Origin of the sequence: Acinetobacter sp. YH12151, assembly GCF_013418355.1 — a bacterium.
GTDB lineage: Bacteria > Pseudomonadota > Gammaproteobacteria > Pseudomonadales > Moraxellaceae > Acinetobacter > Acinetobacter pseudolwoffii.
In genome coordinates, this window is the sequence record NZ_VPCG01000006.1 from 106260 (window position 1) to 121041 (window position 14782).

Annotated in this window: 11 protein-coding genes and 1 pseudogene; 10 read left to right on the forward strand and 2 right to left on the reverse strand. The window is 44.2% G+C overall.

Annotated features, from left to right (window positions below; all coding sequences use genetic code 11):
- Position 1 precedes the first annotated feature (1 nt).
- The 4 genes from betB to FTU82_RS03790 all read left to right on the forward strand — a co-directional run bounded on the left by betB (position 2) and on the right by FTU82_RS03790 (position 6642).
- Positions 2-1477, forward strand: a complete 1476-nt coding sequence (betB, locus tag FTU82_RS03775; protein ID WP_180101026.1) for a betaine-aldehyde dehydrogenase — start codon at positions 2-4, stop codon at positions 1475-1477.
- Between the two features lie 15 nt (positions 1478-1492).
- Positions 1493-3160 (forward strand): choline dehydrogenase, encoded by a 1668-nt coding sequence (betA, locus tag FTU82_RS03780; protein ID WP_180101027.1) that lies wholly within the window; start codon positions 1493-1495, stop codon positions 3158-3160.
- A 147-nt stretch (positions 3161-3307) separates the two neighbouring features.
- Complete coding sequence (locus FTU82_RS03785; RefSeq protein WP_100357599.1) at positions 3308-4078, forward strand: hypothetical protein; 771 nt, start codon at positions 3308-3310, stop codon at positions 4076-4078.
- Between the two features lie 365 nt (positions 4079-4443).
- On the forward strand, positions 4444-6642 hold the full coding sequence (locus FTU82_RS03790) for an OsmC domain/YcaO domain-containing protein (RefSeq protein WP_180101028.1): 2199 nt from the start codon (positions 4444-4446) through the stop codon (positions 6640-6642).
- A gap of 211 nt (positions 6643-6853) precedes the next feature.
- Here FTU82_RS03790 and FTU82_RS03795 read toward each other — a convergent pair whose 3' ends face one another.
- Positions 6854-7690 carry an IclR family transcriptional regulator gene (locus tag FTU82_RS03795; RefSeq protein WP_180075845.1) on the reverse strand — a complete coding sequence of 279 codons (837 nt, stop codon included), beginning with the start codon at positions 7688-7690 and terminating at the stop codon, positions 6854-6856.
- Between the two features lie 457 nt (positions 7691-8147).
- Here FTU82_RS03795 and FTU82_RS03800 point away from each other — a divergent pair, with 457 nt between their 5' ends.
- The 6 genes and pseudogenes from FTU82_RS03800 (at position 8148) to FTU82_RS16140 (ending at position 14103) form a co-directional block, all read left to right on the forward strand.
- Entirely contained in the window at positions 8148-9302 is a 1155-nt protein-coding gene (locus tag FTU82_RS03800) for an acyl-CoA dehydrogenase family protein (RefSeq protein WP_180075844.1), read from the forward strand.
- A 31-nt stretch (positions 9303-9333) separates the two neighbouring features.
- Entirely contained in the window at positions 9334-10533 is a 1200-nt protein-coding gene (locus FTU82_RS03805) for an acyl-CoA dehydrogenase (RefSeq protein ID WP_180075843.1), read from the forward strand.
- 648 nt (positions 10534-11181) lie between these two features.
- The gene (locus FTU82_RS03810; RefSeq protein ID WP_180101029.1) at positions 11182-11955 is read left to right on the forward strand and encodes an enoyl-CoA hydratase; all 774 of its coding nucleotides are present in this window, start codon (positions 11182-11184) and stop codon (positions 11953-11955) included.
- Between the two features lie 2 nt (positions 11956-11957).
- On the forward strand, positions 11958-13478 hold the full coding sequence (locus FTU82_RS03815; RefSeq protein WP_180101030.1) for a 3-hydroxyacyl-CoA dehydrogenase: 1521 nt from the start codon (positions 11958-11960) through the stop codon (positions 13476-13478).
- A gap of 32 nt (positions 13479-13510) precedes the next feature.
- Positions 13511-13983 (forward strand): annotated as a pseudogene (locus FTU82_RS03820) (3-oxoadipyl-CoA thiolase); the annotation flags it as partial.
- Complete coding sequence (locus tag FTU82_RS16140; RefSeq protein WP_257223936.1) at positions 13975-14103, forward strand: hypothetical protein; 129 nt, start codon at positions 13975-13977, stop codon at positions 14101-14103. The pseudogene FTU82_RS03820 and the gene FTU82_RS16140, both read left to right, overlap by 9 nt.
- An 81-nt stretch (positions 14104-14184) precedes the next feature.
- Here the strand turns inward: FTU82_RS16140 and FTU82_RS03825 are convergent, their stop codons facing one another.
- Entirely contained in the window at positions 14185-14673 is a 489-nt protein-coding gene (locus tag FTU82_RS03825) for a MarR family winged helix-turn-helix transcriptional regulator (RefSeq protein WP_180101031.1), read from the reverse strand.
- Positions 14674-14782 lie beyond the last annotated feature (109 nt).

Below are 14782 nucleotides of genomic sequence, written 5' to 3' on the forward strand. Positions count from 1 at the left end.
AGTGACTACCTATCATTTACAGCGTCCTTATATTCACGGCCAATATGTCGATGCAACATCGCATCGCAGCTTTGAAAGCATCAACCCTGCAACTGGTGAGATCCTGGCGGAAATCCAGATCTGCAGCAAAGAAGACATTGATCGTGCCGTCGAATCTGCACAAAAAGGGCAGAAGGTCTGGGCTGCAATGACGGCGATCGAGCGCTCCCGGATTTTAAATAAAGCAGTCGCTATTTTACGCGAACGTAGTGATGAACTGGCGCGTATTGAAAGTCTCGACAGCGGTAAAGCCTGGAGTGAAACCTCTACGGTAGATATTGCGACTGGTGCAGATGTCCTCGAATATTATGCCGGCATCTTGCCAGCCCTCGAAGGACAGCAAATTCCGCTGAGAGAGACTTCATTTATTTATACCCGTCGTGAACCTTTGGGTGTTGTGGCCGGCATTGGCGCCTGGAACTATCCGATTCAGATTGCCCTATGGAAATCTGCACCTGCACTGGCAGCAGGCAATGCCATGATTTTCAAAGCCAGTGAAACAACACCTTTAACCGCACTCAAACTGGCGGAGATTTATACCGAAGCCGGTGTACCGCATGGTGTGTTTAATGTCGTGACGGGTAGTGGCGAAATTGGGGGTTACTTAACTGCGCATCAGGATATTGCCAAAGTGTCGTTTACTGGTGGTGTTGCGACGGGCAAAAAAGTCATGGCACAAGCAGCAGATTCGAGTCTGAAAGAAGTCACCATGGAACTCGGTGGAAAATCCCCACTGATTATCTGTGAAGATGCCGATCTTGATCTTGCCGCTGACATTGCCATGATGGCCAATTTTTACAGCTCAGGTCAGGTCTGTACCAACGGCACCCGGGTATTCATTCCCTATACCTTAAAAGCGGCTTTTGAAGAAAAAATCTTGCAGCGTATTCCTCATATCCGTATAGGCGATCCGCTCGATCCGGAAACCAATTTTGGGCCAGTCTCTAGTTTTGCGCATATGCAGAAAGTACTGAAATTTATCGAGCAGGGCAAAATCGAAGGGGCACGATTACTTTGTGGTGGTGGCCGTGCCACACAAGGTGATTTGGCCAAAGGTGCCTACGTCTTGCCCACGGTATTTAGTGACTGCCGGGATGATATGAGTATCGTCCAGCATGAGATCTTTGGGCCAGTCATGAGTATTTTAAGCTATGACTCTGAAGAGGAAGTCATTCGCCGTGCCAATGCGACCGAGTACGGACTGGCTGCGGGCGTTGTCACGCCTGACCTTGCCCGTGCGCATCGTATCATTCACCAGATTGAAGCCGGAATTTGCTGGATAAATACCTGGGGCGAATCTCCAGCGGAAATGCCGGTCGGTGGTTATAAACACTCGGGCGTAGGGCGTGAAAACGGAATTATGACCTTGCAGCAATATACCCAGACCAAATCGGTTCAGGTGGAATTGAGCCCATTCCAGTCCGTGTTTAGCGCATAAGGAGGTCTCCGCTTGATGAATTACGATTATATTATTATCGGGGCAGGCTCGGCCGGAAATGTGCTGGCTGCTCGATTGACTGAGGATCCGGATACCAAAGTCTTGCTATTAGAGGCGGGCGGGCCGGATTATCGTCTGGATTTTAGAACCCAGATGCCGGCAGCCTTGGCTTATCCTTTACAGGGACGCCGTTATAACTGGGCCTATCTGACCGATCCTGAACCACATATGAATAATCGCCGCATGGAATGCGGACGTGGTAAAGGCCTTGGTGGCTCATCGCTGATTAATGGCATGTGTTATATCCGCGGCAATGCCATGGATCTGGAACAGTGGGCCAGCTTGAAAGGTCTGGAACACTGGAGCTATGCAGAATGTCTGCCCTATTATAAAAAGGCGGAAACACGCGATATTGGCGGCAATGACTATCATGGCGATGCCGGGCCAGTTTCAGTCGCAACACCAAAAAATGATAATAATGAGCTGTTTCATGCCATGATCGAAGCTGGTGTACAGGCCGGTTATCCACGAACGGACGATTTAAATGGCTATCAGCAGGAAGGCTTTGGCCCGATGGATCGTACCGTGACTCCGCAAGGCCGCCGTTCCAGTACCGCGCGCGGTTATCTGGATATGGCCAAAGGGCGCGACAATCTCACTATTATTACCCATGCCATGACCAATAGAATTCTGTTTAGCCAGAAGCAGGCGATTGGCGTGGAATATTTTGAAGGTCAAAATGCCTTACAACCCATTCAGGTCTTTGCCGATAAAGAAGTTCTGCTGTGTGCCGGGACGATTGCTTCCCCGCAAATTTTGCAGCGTTCAGGTGTGGGTCCTGCCGCATTATTAAAAAGTCTGGACATTACAGTCGTTCAGGACTTGCCGGGTGTGGGCGAAAACTTGCAGGATCATCTGGAAATGTACCTGCAATACCAGTGTAAAAAACCGGTCAGTCTCTATCCCGCCTTAAAGTGGTATAACCAGCCGATGATTGGTGCTGAATGGTTATTTCTAGGCACAGGTATTGGCGCCAGTAATCAGTTTGAAGCAGGCGGCTTTATCCGTTCTTCCGACGAGTTCGAGTGGCCCAATATCCAGTATCATTTCCTGCCGATTGCAATCAACTATAATGGAACCAATGCCATTCATGAGCATGGTTTTCAGGCGCATGTCGGTTCGATGCGTTCACCCTCCCGCGGGCGTATACAACTCAAATCCAAAGATCCGTTTGAGCATCCAAGTATTTTATTTAACTATATGAGTACCGAGCAGGATTGGCGCGAATTCCGGGATGCCATCCGGATTACCCGGGAAATTATGCACCAGCCAGCACTTGATCCTTATCGGGGTGAAGAAATCAGTCCGGGTCAAGCTGTACAGACAGATGCCCAAATTGACGAGTTTGTGCGTAATCATGCTGAAACCGCATATCACCCATCTTCTAGCTGTAAAATGGGCGAGGATGATATGGCAGTTGTGGACGGTTATGGCCGGGTACATGAAATGCAGGGTCTCAGAGTCATTGACGCTTCCATCATGCCCTTAATTATTACCGGAAATTTGAATGCCACTACCATCATGATGGCCGAGAAACTGGCAGATCATATTCGGGGAAATCCGGCTTTAGCTGCATCGACTGCGCCGTTTTATCAGGCAGCTCGAGTCTCAAGCCAAGCTTGAAATTTCTATTTTACAGGTGGAAATAGGCATAAACTTATATTAATTATGCGTTAAAATAAGCTGTATATTTTGATATTAATCAATCTTTAAGTAGGGCTGCATCATGTGTTCAGCCCTTTTATTTACCTAAAAAGAATTTTATATTTTATGAGAATCTTAAATCAAACCTTGCTCTTCGGCTGTGTCACATTTTCCAGTATTTGTAGTTTTGCAAATGACGTTCAAAATAATCAAATACAAGCAAGTGGCAACCTGAGCGTGGTGTCTAAATATGTATCACGTGGTTTAAGCAATGCACCGGAAGACGATAATATTGCACTACAAGCAGGGTTGAATTTGGCCTATGGCAACTTTTATGTGGGCTATTGGGGTTCTACATTGGGTTATTCCTATGCTGAGGTGCAAGGACGCAAAGGGCATAGCACCGATAAATTCGAGCATGATTTTCTGGTCGGTTATACGCACAGCTCGGAACATTATGATTGGGATTTCTGGAATGCCACCTACTATTATCCAGGGGGCGAAAACACCACCGGTAATGAGTTGGGTTTAAATGTCAGCCGTATGCTGGATGAAAAAACCAGTATTGGCGCGAGCGTATCGACCTATCTTTATGATGTGGCCTATGCCAATCAGGGCGATACCTTTTATACGCTGAATCTGAACCATCAATTGAATGATCGTGTGAATGCCAGTCTGACTGCTGCAGGTAGCTATTTTAATGATGAAGGCAAATATGAAGGTGGAGAACTGGGCGATACCCAAAAACAGCATGCCTTCCGTTATGCGTCTGCTGGACTGAGTTATGCAATCTTGCCTCAATTAAGTGTGTCAGGCGAATATCTGCTGGGGGGCTATGACCGCTACGGTGACAAGCAGCGAAATCTGGCTTTATTCGGTTTAAGCTATGATTTTTAAGGCCTTAAAGCTTAGAAGATGAAATTATTGTTAATCTGTCTATACATATTTTAAAGCTACATCAGAAGCGCTCATTCGATATTAAAAGCAACACATGGATCGTCACAAATTTTAAATGTGTTGATTCATGTTGTTCCTATTTCTTAGCTTTATAGAAAATATCGCAGAAAAACTCACAAACGTTATCAATTTCATCAAATGACTCTATAATAGCGCCCATTCTTAAAGGGTTCGCCGTAGTCTCATGACTACGTTATTACCCTGATTTATTTTTAAGTCAAGTTCTCCTGCGTGATTCGGCTTGTACATTCAGATTCAGCATCTTATTTGTCCATGGCGGCACATAAGAACATTTAGGTGTCCACATGGAAATCAAGGTCAATTATCTCGACAATCTGCGCCAAGAAGCCAAATTTGATGACTTCACGGTGATTGCCGATCAACCGATTCGTTACAAAGGCGATGGTTCTGCACCCGGTCCATTCGATTATTTTCTGGCCTCATCGGCACTTTGTGCAGCTTACTTTGTCAAAGTATATTGTGCAGCACGTGATATTCCGACCGAAAATATTCGCCTGTCACAAAACAATATTGTCGATCCTGAAAACCGTTATAAACAGATTTTTAAAATTCAGGTTGAACTGCCAGCTGATATTTCAGAAAAAGACCGCCAGGGCATTTTACGTTCGATTGACCGTTGTACGGTCAAGAAAGTGATCCAGACTGGCCCTGAGTTTGTGATTGAAGAAGTCGAAAGCATTGATGCCGATGCGCAAGCCTTGTTAATGCCAAGTCTGGCCTCTGCAAACAGCACGTTCATTCCGGGCAAAGATCTGCCTTTGGAAGAAACCATTGCCAATATGTCTGCCATTCTGGCCGGTCTGGGCATGAAGATTGAAATCGCATCATGGCGCAATATCGTACCAAATGTATGGTCATTGCATATTCGTGATGCACAGTCGCCAATGTGCTTTACCAATGGTAAAGGGTCAACCAAGGAAAGTGCGCTGGCATCTGCACTGGGCGAGTTCATCGAGCGCTTGAACTGTAACTTTTTCTATAATGACCAGTTCTGGGGTGAAGACATTGCCAATGCAGAATTTGTACATTATCCGGATGAAAAATGGTTTAAGCCGGGTCCAAATGGCGAACTTCCGCAGGAAGTCTTAGACGAATATACGCTTGAAATTTATGATCCTGAAGATGAGTTATTGGGTACGCATCTTTATGACACCAACTCGGGCAATACTGAACGTGGTATCTGTTCACTGCCATTTGTACGTCACTCCGATGGTGAAACGGTTTATTTCCCATCGAATCTGATTGAAAATCTATACTTGAGTAACGGGATGAGTGCAGGGAATACCTTGCCTGAAGCTCAGGTGCAATGTCTGTCTGAAATCTTTGAACGTGCAGTCAAGCGTGAAATTATTGAAGGTGAACTGGCTTTACCAGATGTACCTGAACAGGTGCTGGCGAAATATCCAAAAATCGTTGAAGGTATTAAAGGTTTAGAGGAACAGGGCTTCCCGGTGCTGGTCAAAGATGCCTCATTAGGCGGTCAATTCCCGGTAATGTGTGTGACCTTGATGAACCCGCGTACTGGCGGTGTGTTTGCATCTTTTGGCGCGCATCCAAATTTTGAAGTGGCACTTGAACGCAGTCTGACTGAATTGCTGCAAGGTCGTAGCTTCGAAGGTCTGAATGACCTGCCGAAGCCAACTTTTAGCTCAAATGCCGTGACTGAACCGAACAACTATGTCGAACACTTTATCGATTCGAGCGGTGTGGTGTCTTGGCGTTTCTTTAGTGCCAAAGCAGATCATGAATTTGTGGAATGGGATTTCACCAACCATGGTCAAAACTCCAATGCAGATGAAGCTGCAGCTTTATTCGGCATTCTGGAAGAGCTCGGTCATGAAGCCTATATGGCGGTTTATCAACATTTAGGTGCAACGGCTTGTCGTATCCTGGTGCCAGGCTATTCTGAAATCTATCTGGTCGAAGATCTGATCTGGGATAATACCAACAAGGCTTTGGCATTCCGTGAAGATATCCTGAACTTGCATCGTCTGGATGAAGAACAGCTTGAGGCGCTGGTAGAGCGTCTGGAAGAATGTGAGCTGGATGACTATACCGAGATCAAAACCTTGATCGGGGTTGAATTCGATGAAAATACCGAATGGGGACAGCTCACTATTCTTGAGCTAAAACTCTTGATTTATATCGCTTTACAGCAATTTGAAGAAGCCAAGGATCTGGTTGAGCAGTTCTTGCAGTTCAATACCAATACCGTTGAACGTGGCCTGTTCTACCAGTGCATGAATGTCGTGCTTGAAGTACTGCTCGATGATGATATGGAGCTGGAAGATTATGCACATAACTTCCGCCGTATGTTTGGAGATGAACGTATGGATGCGGTTATGGCTTCAGTTGAAGGCACAGTACGTTTCCATGGTTTGAGCGAAACCAGTATGAAGCTTGAAGGTCTGGATCGTCATTTACGCCTGATTGATAGCTATAAAAAACTGCATGCTGCGCGTGCCAAGTTTGTGGCGAAATAAACAGGGACTTCTGCCAAGTTTTGGCTGAGATTAAAATCTGTAAAAGAGCTCATTTCAGAATGGGCTCTTTTTTGCATATACATAAATTACGTTAAAATCAGGCAACAAGAGATGCCCTACTTTTTATAAAATGAAGATTTTTAATAGCTATTTAAAGAATAATCAAAAAATAAAGGGCGATTTATATCGCCCTATGATCTTTATAAAAGCCTTATATATTATTCAGGTTCATAGCAATACTATTTACCATATGAATCAGACGCGGTCCAATTTCATTTTCAAGTTTTTCCTGATTTAACAAGTAACTTGGTGCACCACAGTTAAAGGTTAAAATACCATGTTTAGGATGAATCAAAGGAACGGCTACAGAGTTCACATCCTTCGCCCAGTCTCCGAGGGATAAACAATAACCATAATCCTGATAATCGCGAATGGCGCGTTCTAGATTTCGTTTAATCGTTGTCCATTGATCTTCATTTCTTTTTTTAATGGCATCAAATAAATATTCACGTTCTTTTACCTCCATGGCCGCCAGACAGGCACGTCCCATGGCACTCGAATGAATCGGTAAGGTTGAACCCACTGAACGGCGCATGGTTAAGGTGGTGTCTGTATGTACGACTTCCAGGTAAATCATATTGAGACGGTCACGTGTTGCCATCGCCACTGGCGCCTGTGCATAGCGTGACATTTCTTCCATAAATGGATAAGCCTGAGTTCGTGCAGAGATATTGCTTAACGCAGAATAGCCCAGAGCCAGCACACCGACATCGAGTAAATATTTAGTCGTATTTGGAAGTTGTTTTAAATAACCTAAAGAAACCAGAGTGCTGGTAATACGCGCCACAGTTGGTTTTGGTAAATTGGTCATTTGTGCAATTTCTTGATTGCCCAACAACTGATTGGTTGCAGAGAAACATCTTAGAATCTCAAGGCCACGGGCAATAGAGGCAATAAACTGTGGATTATTTTCGCGATGAATATGCGAGATTGGATCTAAGCGAATTTCATCAAAATTAGGTATTTCACCTGTTTTATTTTTAGTCATGGTCTACAGAAATAGAAAGTAAATTAAGGAATATCATAGCAACTTCATTTCACGATACAAAATAAAACAATTAAATTATAGATAAATAATGACTAAGTTTTACTCTGATGTGCGCCAAAAGTTGCCATACACGTAAATAATTACACGAAATAGCGGGTCTACTTTTTAAATAAATCCTTTCATCAAACAATGGGTTTTATTGAGTTCTGAACGCTTTCAACACATAAAAACACCATCGAAAAATCAGAATTTAAAAACATAATAATTTTGCATTGCGAAATATTATTTTATATTAAATCTATTTTAAAGTCAGATAAATTTCGTTTTTATATAAAAAATAAATTTTTTGACGAATTTACTTGCTGAAATCTTGATTTTATGGTTATTTATTTCGTAATACGAAACAAAAAATAAAAGGGTAAAGGAATTTACCCAGACGATATAAATGGAGATTCCTATGATTCGCGATCCAGAAATGCTCGATCAACTTCTCTCGACGATTCGAGATTTTGTCAAAAATGAGCTGGTTCCTCTTGAGCATGAAGTGGAAGAAAGTAATGCTATTCCTGAACATATTGTGGAGCAGATGAAAAAACTGGGACTGTTTGGTCTGACGATTCCTGAAGAATACGGCGGTCTCGGGATTACCATGGAAGAGGAAATTCTGGTTGCGATGGAGCTTGGTCAAACTTCGGCTGCATTTCGCTCTCTGATTGGAACCAATAATGGCATCGGTTCGAGCGGCATCATCATTGATGGAACAGAAGAGCAAAAACAGAAATATTTACCACGCTATGCAACTGGCGAAATCATTGGCTCTTTCTGTTTGACTGAACCAGATTCCGGTTCTGATGCAGCCTCTTTAAAGGCCAGTGCGGTCAAAGAGGGTGATTATTATCTTTTAAATGGCACCAAACGTTTTATCACCAATGCACCGCGTGCAACGACATTTACGGTCATGGCCCGTACCAATCCGGATATTAAAGGTGCCAGCGGTATTTCGGCATTTCTGGTCGAAGCAGGCACACCGGGCTTGAGTCTAGGCAAAATTGACAAGAAAATGGGCCAACATGGTTCCTATACCTGTGATGTGATTTTTGACAACTGCCGTGTGCATCAAGACCAGCTGATTGGTGGCGTTGAAGGCATCGGTTTTAAGACGGCCATGCGCGTACTCGACAAAGGTCGTTTGCATATTGCCGGTTATAGCGTGGGTATGGCAGAACGCATGCTGGAAGATGCCTTAAATTATGCGGTTGAACGTAAACAGTTTGGCCAACCGATTGCGAATTTTCAGCTGATTCAAGGTATGTTAGCCGACTCAAAAGCTGAAATTTATGCAGCCAAATGTATGGTGCTGGATGCGGCACGTAAGCGTGATGCCGGCCAGAATGTGACGACGGAAGCCTCTTGCGCCAAAATGTTTGCCACTGAAATGTGTGGCCGTGTCGCTGATCGCTGCTTGCAAATCCATGGTGGCGCAGGTTATATCAGTGAATATTCAATTGAACGTTTCTATCGTGATGTGCGTTTATTCCGTTTATATGAAGGAACGACCCAAATTCAACAAATTATTATTGCGCGTGAAATGATTAAACAGGCAACAGCCTAAACACATAATTTTAAAATAGGGAAATATTAAAATGACGACAAAAATTAGATTTGATTGGCAAGACCCGTTTTTAATCGAACAACAACTGACTTCAGAAGAGCGCATGATTCGTGATGCGGCAGCAGCATATTGTCAGGACAAACTGATGCCGCGTGTATTGGAACAGTTTCGTCATGAAAAAACCGATCCGACTATTTTCCGTGAAATGGGTGAGCTTGGTTTACTGGGCCCAACCATACCTGAACAGTACGGCGGTGCCGGTTTAAATTATGTCAGCTATGGTCTGATTGCGCGTGAAGTCGAGCGTGTCGATTCAGGTTATCGCTCTATGGCCAGCGTACAGAGTTCACTGGTAATGGTGCCGATTAACGAATTCGGTTCTGAAGAGCAAAAACAGAAGTATTTACCAAAATTGGCCACCGGTGAATATATTGGCTGTTTCGGTCTGACTGAGCCAGATCATGGTTCAGATCCGGGCAGCATGATTAGCCGTGCCAAAAAAGTCGATGGTGGTTACCGTTTAACTGGCGCAAAAATGTGGATTACCAATAGTCCAATAGCCGATGTATTTGTGGTCTGGGCTAAAGAAGTCTCTGCTGAGGGTAATGTCGGTGACATTCGCGGTTTCATTCTGGAAAAAGGTTGGGAAGGGCTGTCTGCACCTGCGATTCATGGCAAGGTCGGTTTACGTGCCTCGATCACCGGTGAAATCGTGATGGATAACGTCTTTGTTCCAGAAGAAAATGCCTTCCCGGAAGTGCGTGGTCTAAAAGGTCCATTTACCTGTTTGAATAGTGCGCGTTATGGCATTGCCTGGGGTGCCATGGGGGCAGCAGAATTCTGCTGGCATACCGCACATCAGTACACCATGGATCGTAAACAGTTTGGTCGACCACTCGCTGCAAATCAGCTGATCCAGAAGAAACTGGCGGACATGCAAACTGAAATTGCTCTTGGTTTACAGGTCGCCTTACGTTTTGGTCGTATGAAAGATGAAGGTATTGCATCAGTCGAAGGAACATCATTGATCAAACGCAACAACTGCGGTAAGGCCCTGGATATTGCACGCTTGGCACGTGACATGATGGGTGGTAACGGGATTTCTGATGAATTTGGCGTAGCCCGTCATCTGGTCAATCTGGAAGTGGTGAATACCTATGAAGGTACTCACGATGTACATGCCTTGATTCTGGGTCGTGCTCAAACCGGAATCGCAGCATTTTGTAATTAAAGATAGGGCAACATTGAGCCAGCGATGCTGGCTCGTAAGTTTTGGCTGGCTTTAATTTAGTCAACCAACCCAGTTTTGGGTGTAATCTGGTTTTAGCATTTTTGATAAAAAGCCGTTGATTTGATGCTCAAACAACCAAGGAATAGATCGTTTAAACATTTTATAACAATCGGAAAATGGTTTTTTTGACGTACTGCTAAAATGGGTTTTGGGCAGCCAGATGCTGTTGTGATTCATATCTGTAAAAAGCTACTTGTAAGCCTGATAGTGGTCATTATATTAACTCTATACGCACTTTTGAGATGATAGTTCTATTTGCTTTAGCTCAATAATGATCAGACTCTGATGTTTCAGTTGGGTGCAGCAGAAAAAATCATTCAAGAATGCAGGATATCTTATTAACGTAAATTTATCTTCAGGTTTTCTATTGCTCATATCTAATTAAAAAAGACCAGAACTGATTTTAAACCACTGATTCTGTAGTACGAAATGAGTGATTTAAAATCATAAATTAAACAGGTTCTTTTACTCTATTTCGATTAAAAAAACTTGATTGACTAGTTAAACAAGAAAGCTGTTTGAGTTACTGAAAAAGCAGCTGCTTTATAAAAAAGAAAAATTCGCTATACAAAATAAATGGAGATTTTAATGGAACAGGTCGTTCAGATCGAGCAAATCTCGACGCATGTGGCGATGGTTAAAATTCATCGGCCTGAAGCAAAAAATGCCTTGAATACAGAAGTGCGTCAGAAACTTGCTGCTGCTTTTTTACAACTCAATGATGATAAAAATATCCGTGCCATTATTCTTACCGGTGGCGAAACAGATTTTGCAGCGGGTGCAGACCTGAAAGAATTGGCTACCGCTGAAACCATCCAGATGATGCAGCGCCGTACCGAACGTTACTGGCAGGCGATTGCACAATGTTCTAAACCTGTCATTGCTGCAGTCAATGGTTATGCGCTGGGTGGTGGCTGTGAACTGGCGATGCATGCCGATATTATTATTGCTGGAAAAAGTGCCCAGTTCGGTCAACCTGAAGTGAAAGTGGGCGTGATGCCGGGTGCAGGGGGCACTCAACGTTTATTCCGTGCAGTGGGTAAATTCCATGCCATGCGTATCATCATGACCGGTTGTCTGGTACCTGCGCCGGAAGCTTATCAAATTGGCCTGGTCTCTCAAGTGACCGAGGACAATGAAACCCTTGCCACTGCCATCAAGATGGCCGAAGGTCTGGCAAAATTGCCGCCAATTGCACTGGAACAAATCAAGGAAGTGGCATTACTGGCCGAAGATGTGCCGCTCAATGCTGGACTTACCCTAGAACGTAAGTCTTTCCAGATACTGTTTTCTTCAGAAGATCAAAAAGAAGGTATGCAGGCCTTTATCGAAAAACGTAAACCGAATTATCAGGGACGATAAGCATGAGTATTCAGATTCAGAAAATCGGCATCATTGGTGTCGGCACGATGGGTGCAGGCATTGCCCAGATTGCCATTCAGTCTGGGCATGATGTGGTGTTATTTGATGCCAAAGCCGGTGCAGCCGAACAGGCGCAGGAAAAACTGGCTAAAACACTGAATACACTGGCCGATAAAGGCAAGTTTAGCCACGAAAAAGCAGCTGAAGATATTGCCCATTTATCAATCGCGCAGCAGCTAGAAGACTTGAAAGATTGTGATCTGATTGTTGAAGCGATTATCGAAAATCTGGAAATCAAGCAAAAGCTGATGCAGCAACTGGAAGCGCTTGTAAAACCGGAAGCCATTCTGGCATCGAATACCTCTTCATTATCGATCAGTGCGATTGCTGCCAATTGCAGTCAGCCGGAACGTGTGGCCGGCTATCATTTTTTTAATCCGGTACCACTGATGAAAGTGGTGGAAGTGATTGAAGGCTTTAATACTCATTCCGATATTCTGGAAGCCTTGACTCAACTTTCAATCAAGATGGGACATCGCCCGGTCAAAGCCAAAGATACCCCAGGATTTATCATTAACCATGCCGGTCGGGCCTTTGGCAGTGAAGCCTATGCCATTCTGAATGAAAATGTCACGCCATTTTATGAGATTGACCGGATTTACCGCGATGGGATCGGTTTTAAAATGGGACCTTTTGAGCTAGGCGATCTGACCGGTATGGATGTATCGCATCCGGTGAGTGAATCGATTTATCACCAGTATTATGAAGAAGCACGTTACCGTCCAAGTGTGATTACCCGTCAACGCTTTATTGCCAAACAGCTCGGTCGTAAAACCGGTAAAGGCTTCTATGATTACACTTCAGGTAGCAAAGTAGGTGATGTGGCTCCAACACTGGTTGAAAAGCTCGATCACTATCCAGCAGTCTGGCTAGGCACAGAATATAGTGAAGATCGTCAGGCGCTTGAGCAGTATCTGCAACAGTTCAATATTCAGATCGAACAAACTGAAACACCTTCGGCAGATGCCTTAATCTTAATTGCCACTTATGGTGAAGATGCAACTTCAGCCGCTGTCCGTTATCAGGTGACACCTCAGCAAGTGGTCTGCATCGACCTGCTGTATGGTCTGAATAAACATCGCACTTTAATGCCAACTCTTGTGACCAAGCCTGAACTGACTCATGCCGCACAATCGATTTTTAATCTGGATGGCGTGACTGCGAGCACAATTCAGGAAAGTGTCGGCTTTGTGGCGCAGCGTGCTTTGGCGATGATTGTGAACCTTGGTTGTGATATTGCCCAGCAAGGCGTAGCTACGGTAGAAGACATTAACATTGCCGTGAAATTAGGCCTCGGTTATCCGCATGGCCCAATTGAATGGGGTGATGTGCTGGGTGCTGAAAAAATTATGAAAATTCTGGAGCGCATGACTGCAATTACCCGTGATCAGCGTTACCGTCCAAGTCCGTGGTTGCGTCGCCGTGTCCAACTCGGCCTTCCACTTGTCCATACTACATATTAATTAAAAAGTTAAAGGAATAACACTGATGTTAACAGTTTGGCGCACACAGCATGCCGGAAACAGGTGACAATGTTGCAGAAGAATTTGGCATTAGCCGTGAACAGGCAGATACCTTCGCCGCTGCATCACAGGCAGAATATCAGGCGGCGAAAGAAGCCGGTTTCTTTGAAGGTGAAATTACCCCGATTGAAGTTTCACAAGGGCGCAAATTACCACCTAAACAAATTACTGAAGATGAGCATCCACGTGCATCTTCAACATTTTAAGCATTATCCAAGTTAAAACCACTGTTTGAATGTGGTGTGGTGACTGCGGGTAATGCCTCAGGAATCAATGACGGCGTTGCAGCACTGATGATCGGCAGTGAAAAAGTTCAGGAACAGTATGGCTTAAAAACCTTTCTCGCATCCTGTCTTCTGCAGCTGCTGGCATTGAGCCACGCATCATAGGTGCAGGCCCTATTGAAGCGATTAAAAAAGCACTACAACGTGCCGGCTTGACGCTGTCTGCAAGTGGCAGATCAATCGGTTTAGGCTTCCTGATCATGGGCGGTGCCTATTTCTTATGTGGTGCAGTATCTGGAATTTTCATCAAAGACCGTCAATACGATCCTCAAAAGGCCTAAATTAATTTAAATGCAAAAAAATGAGCCTGGATACAGGCTCATTTTTATCTACATCTTTTAAAACCGTATGTCTATTTTTTATTATTGATCTGTTTGTTGATGCAGATAAATACTTTTTAAACCATCATTTACTTTATTAAGAAGGTGAATCAGAGTAATGGCATCATCAAAAGTCAGCTTGTTCAAAGCCTGTCCATAAAAATCAAAAAAATCATTCTGCAAACTATCCCAGGTTTTAAAGCCTTCGCTGGTCAGCGCGACATTTTTAGCACGTCTGTCTTGCTCACTGATAATCCGTTCAACCAGACCATCACGTTCCAGACGTTTTAAAACTGCGTCCAGATTTTGCCGGCTTACACCGAGGTATTCGGTCAAATCAGAAAATGACATCCCTGATTTTACCCGCGGCCGAGACAAGGCTCCCAGTACAGCCCAATGCACTGGAGAAATTCCCAGTTCATTCGAGCATTTGCGATCCAGCGTATTCCCCACCTGAAACAGCCTGAAAAAAAGTCTATTGTGGGCAGAGTATAAGGATTGATCATATTTTTTTGACACAGTATCACTCATTTGATAAGCCACCCAGCTCAACACGTTTAAATAAAAAAGAGTATAGCTTAGAGCTCACTCGCATAAATCGAATTCCAGATTGCAGCGCGCATGTAGAACCCAAGTACAC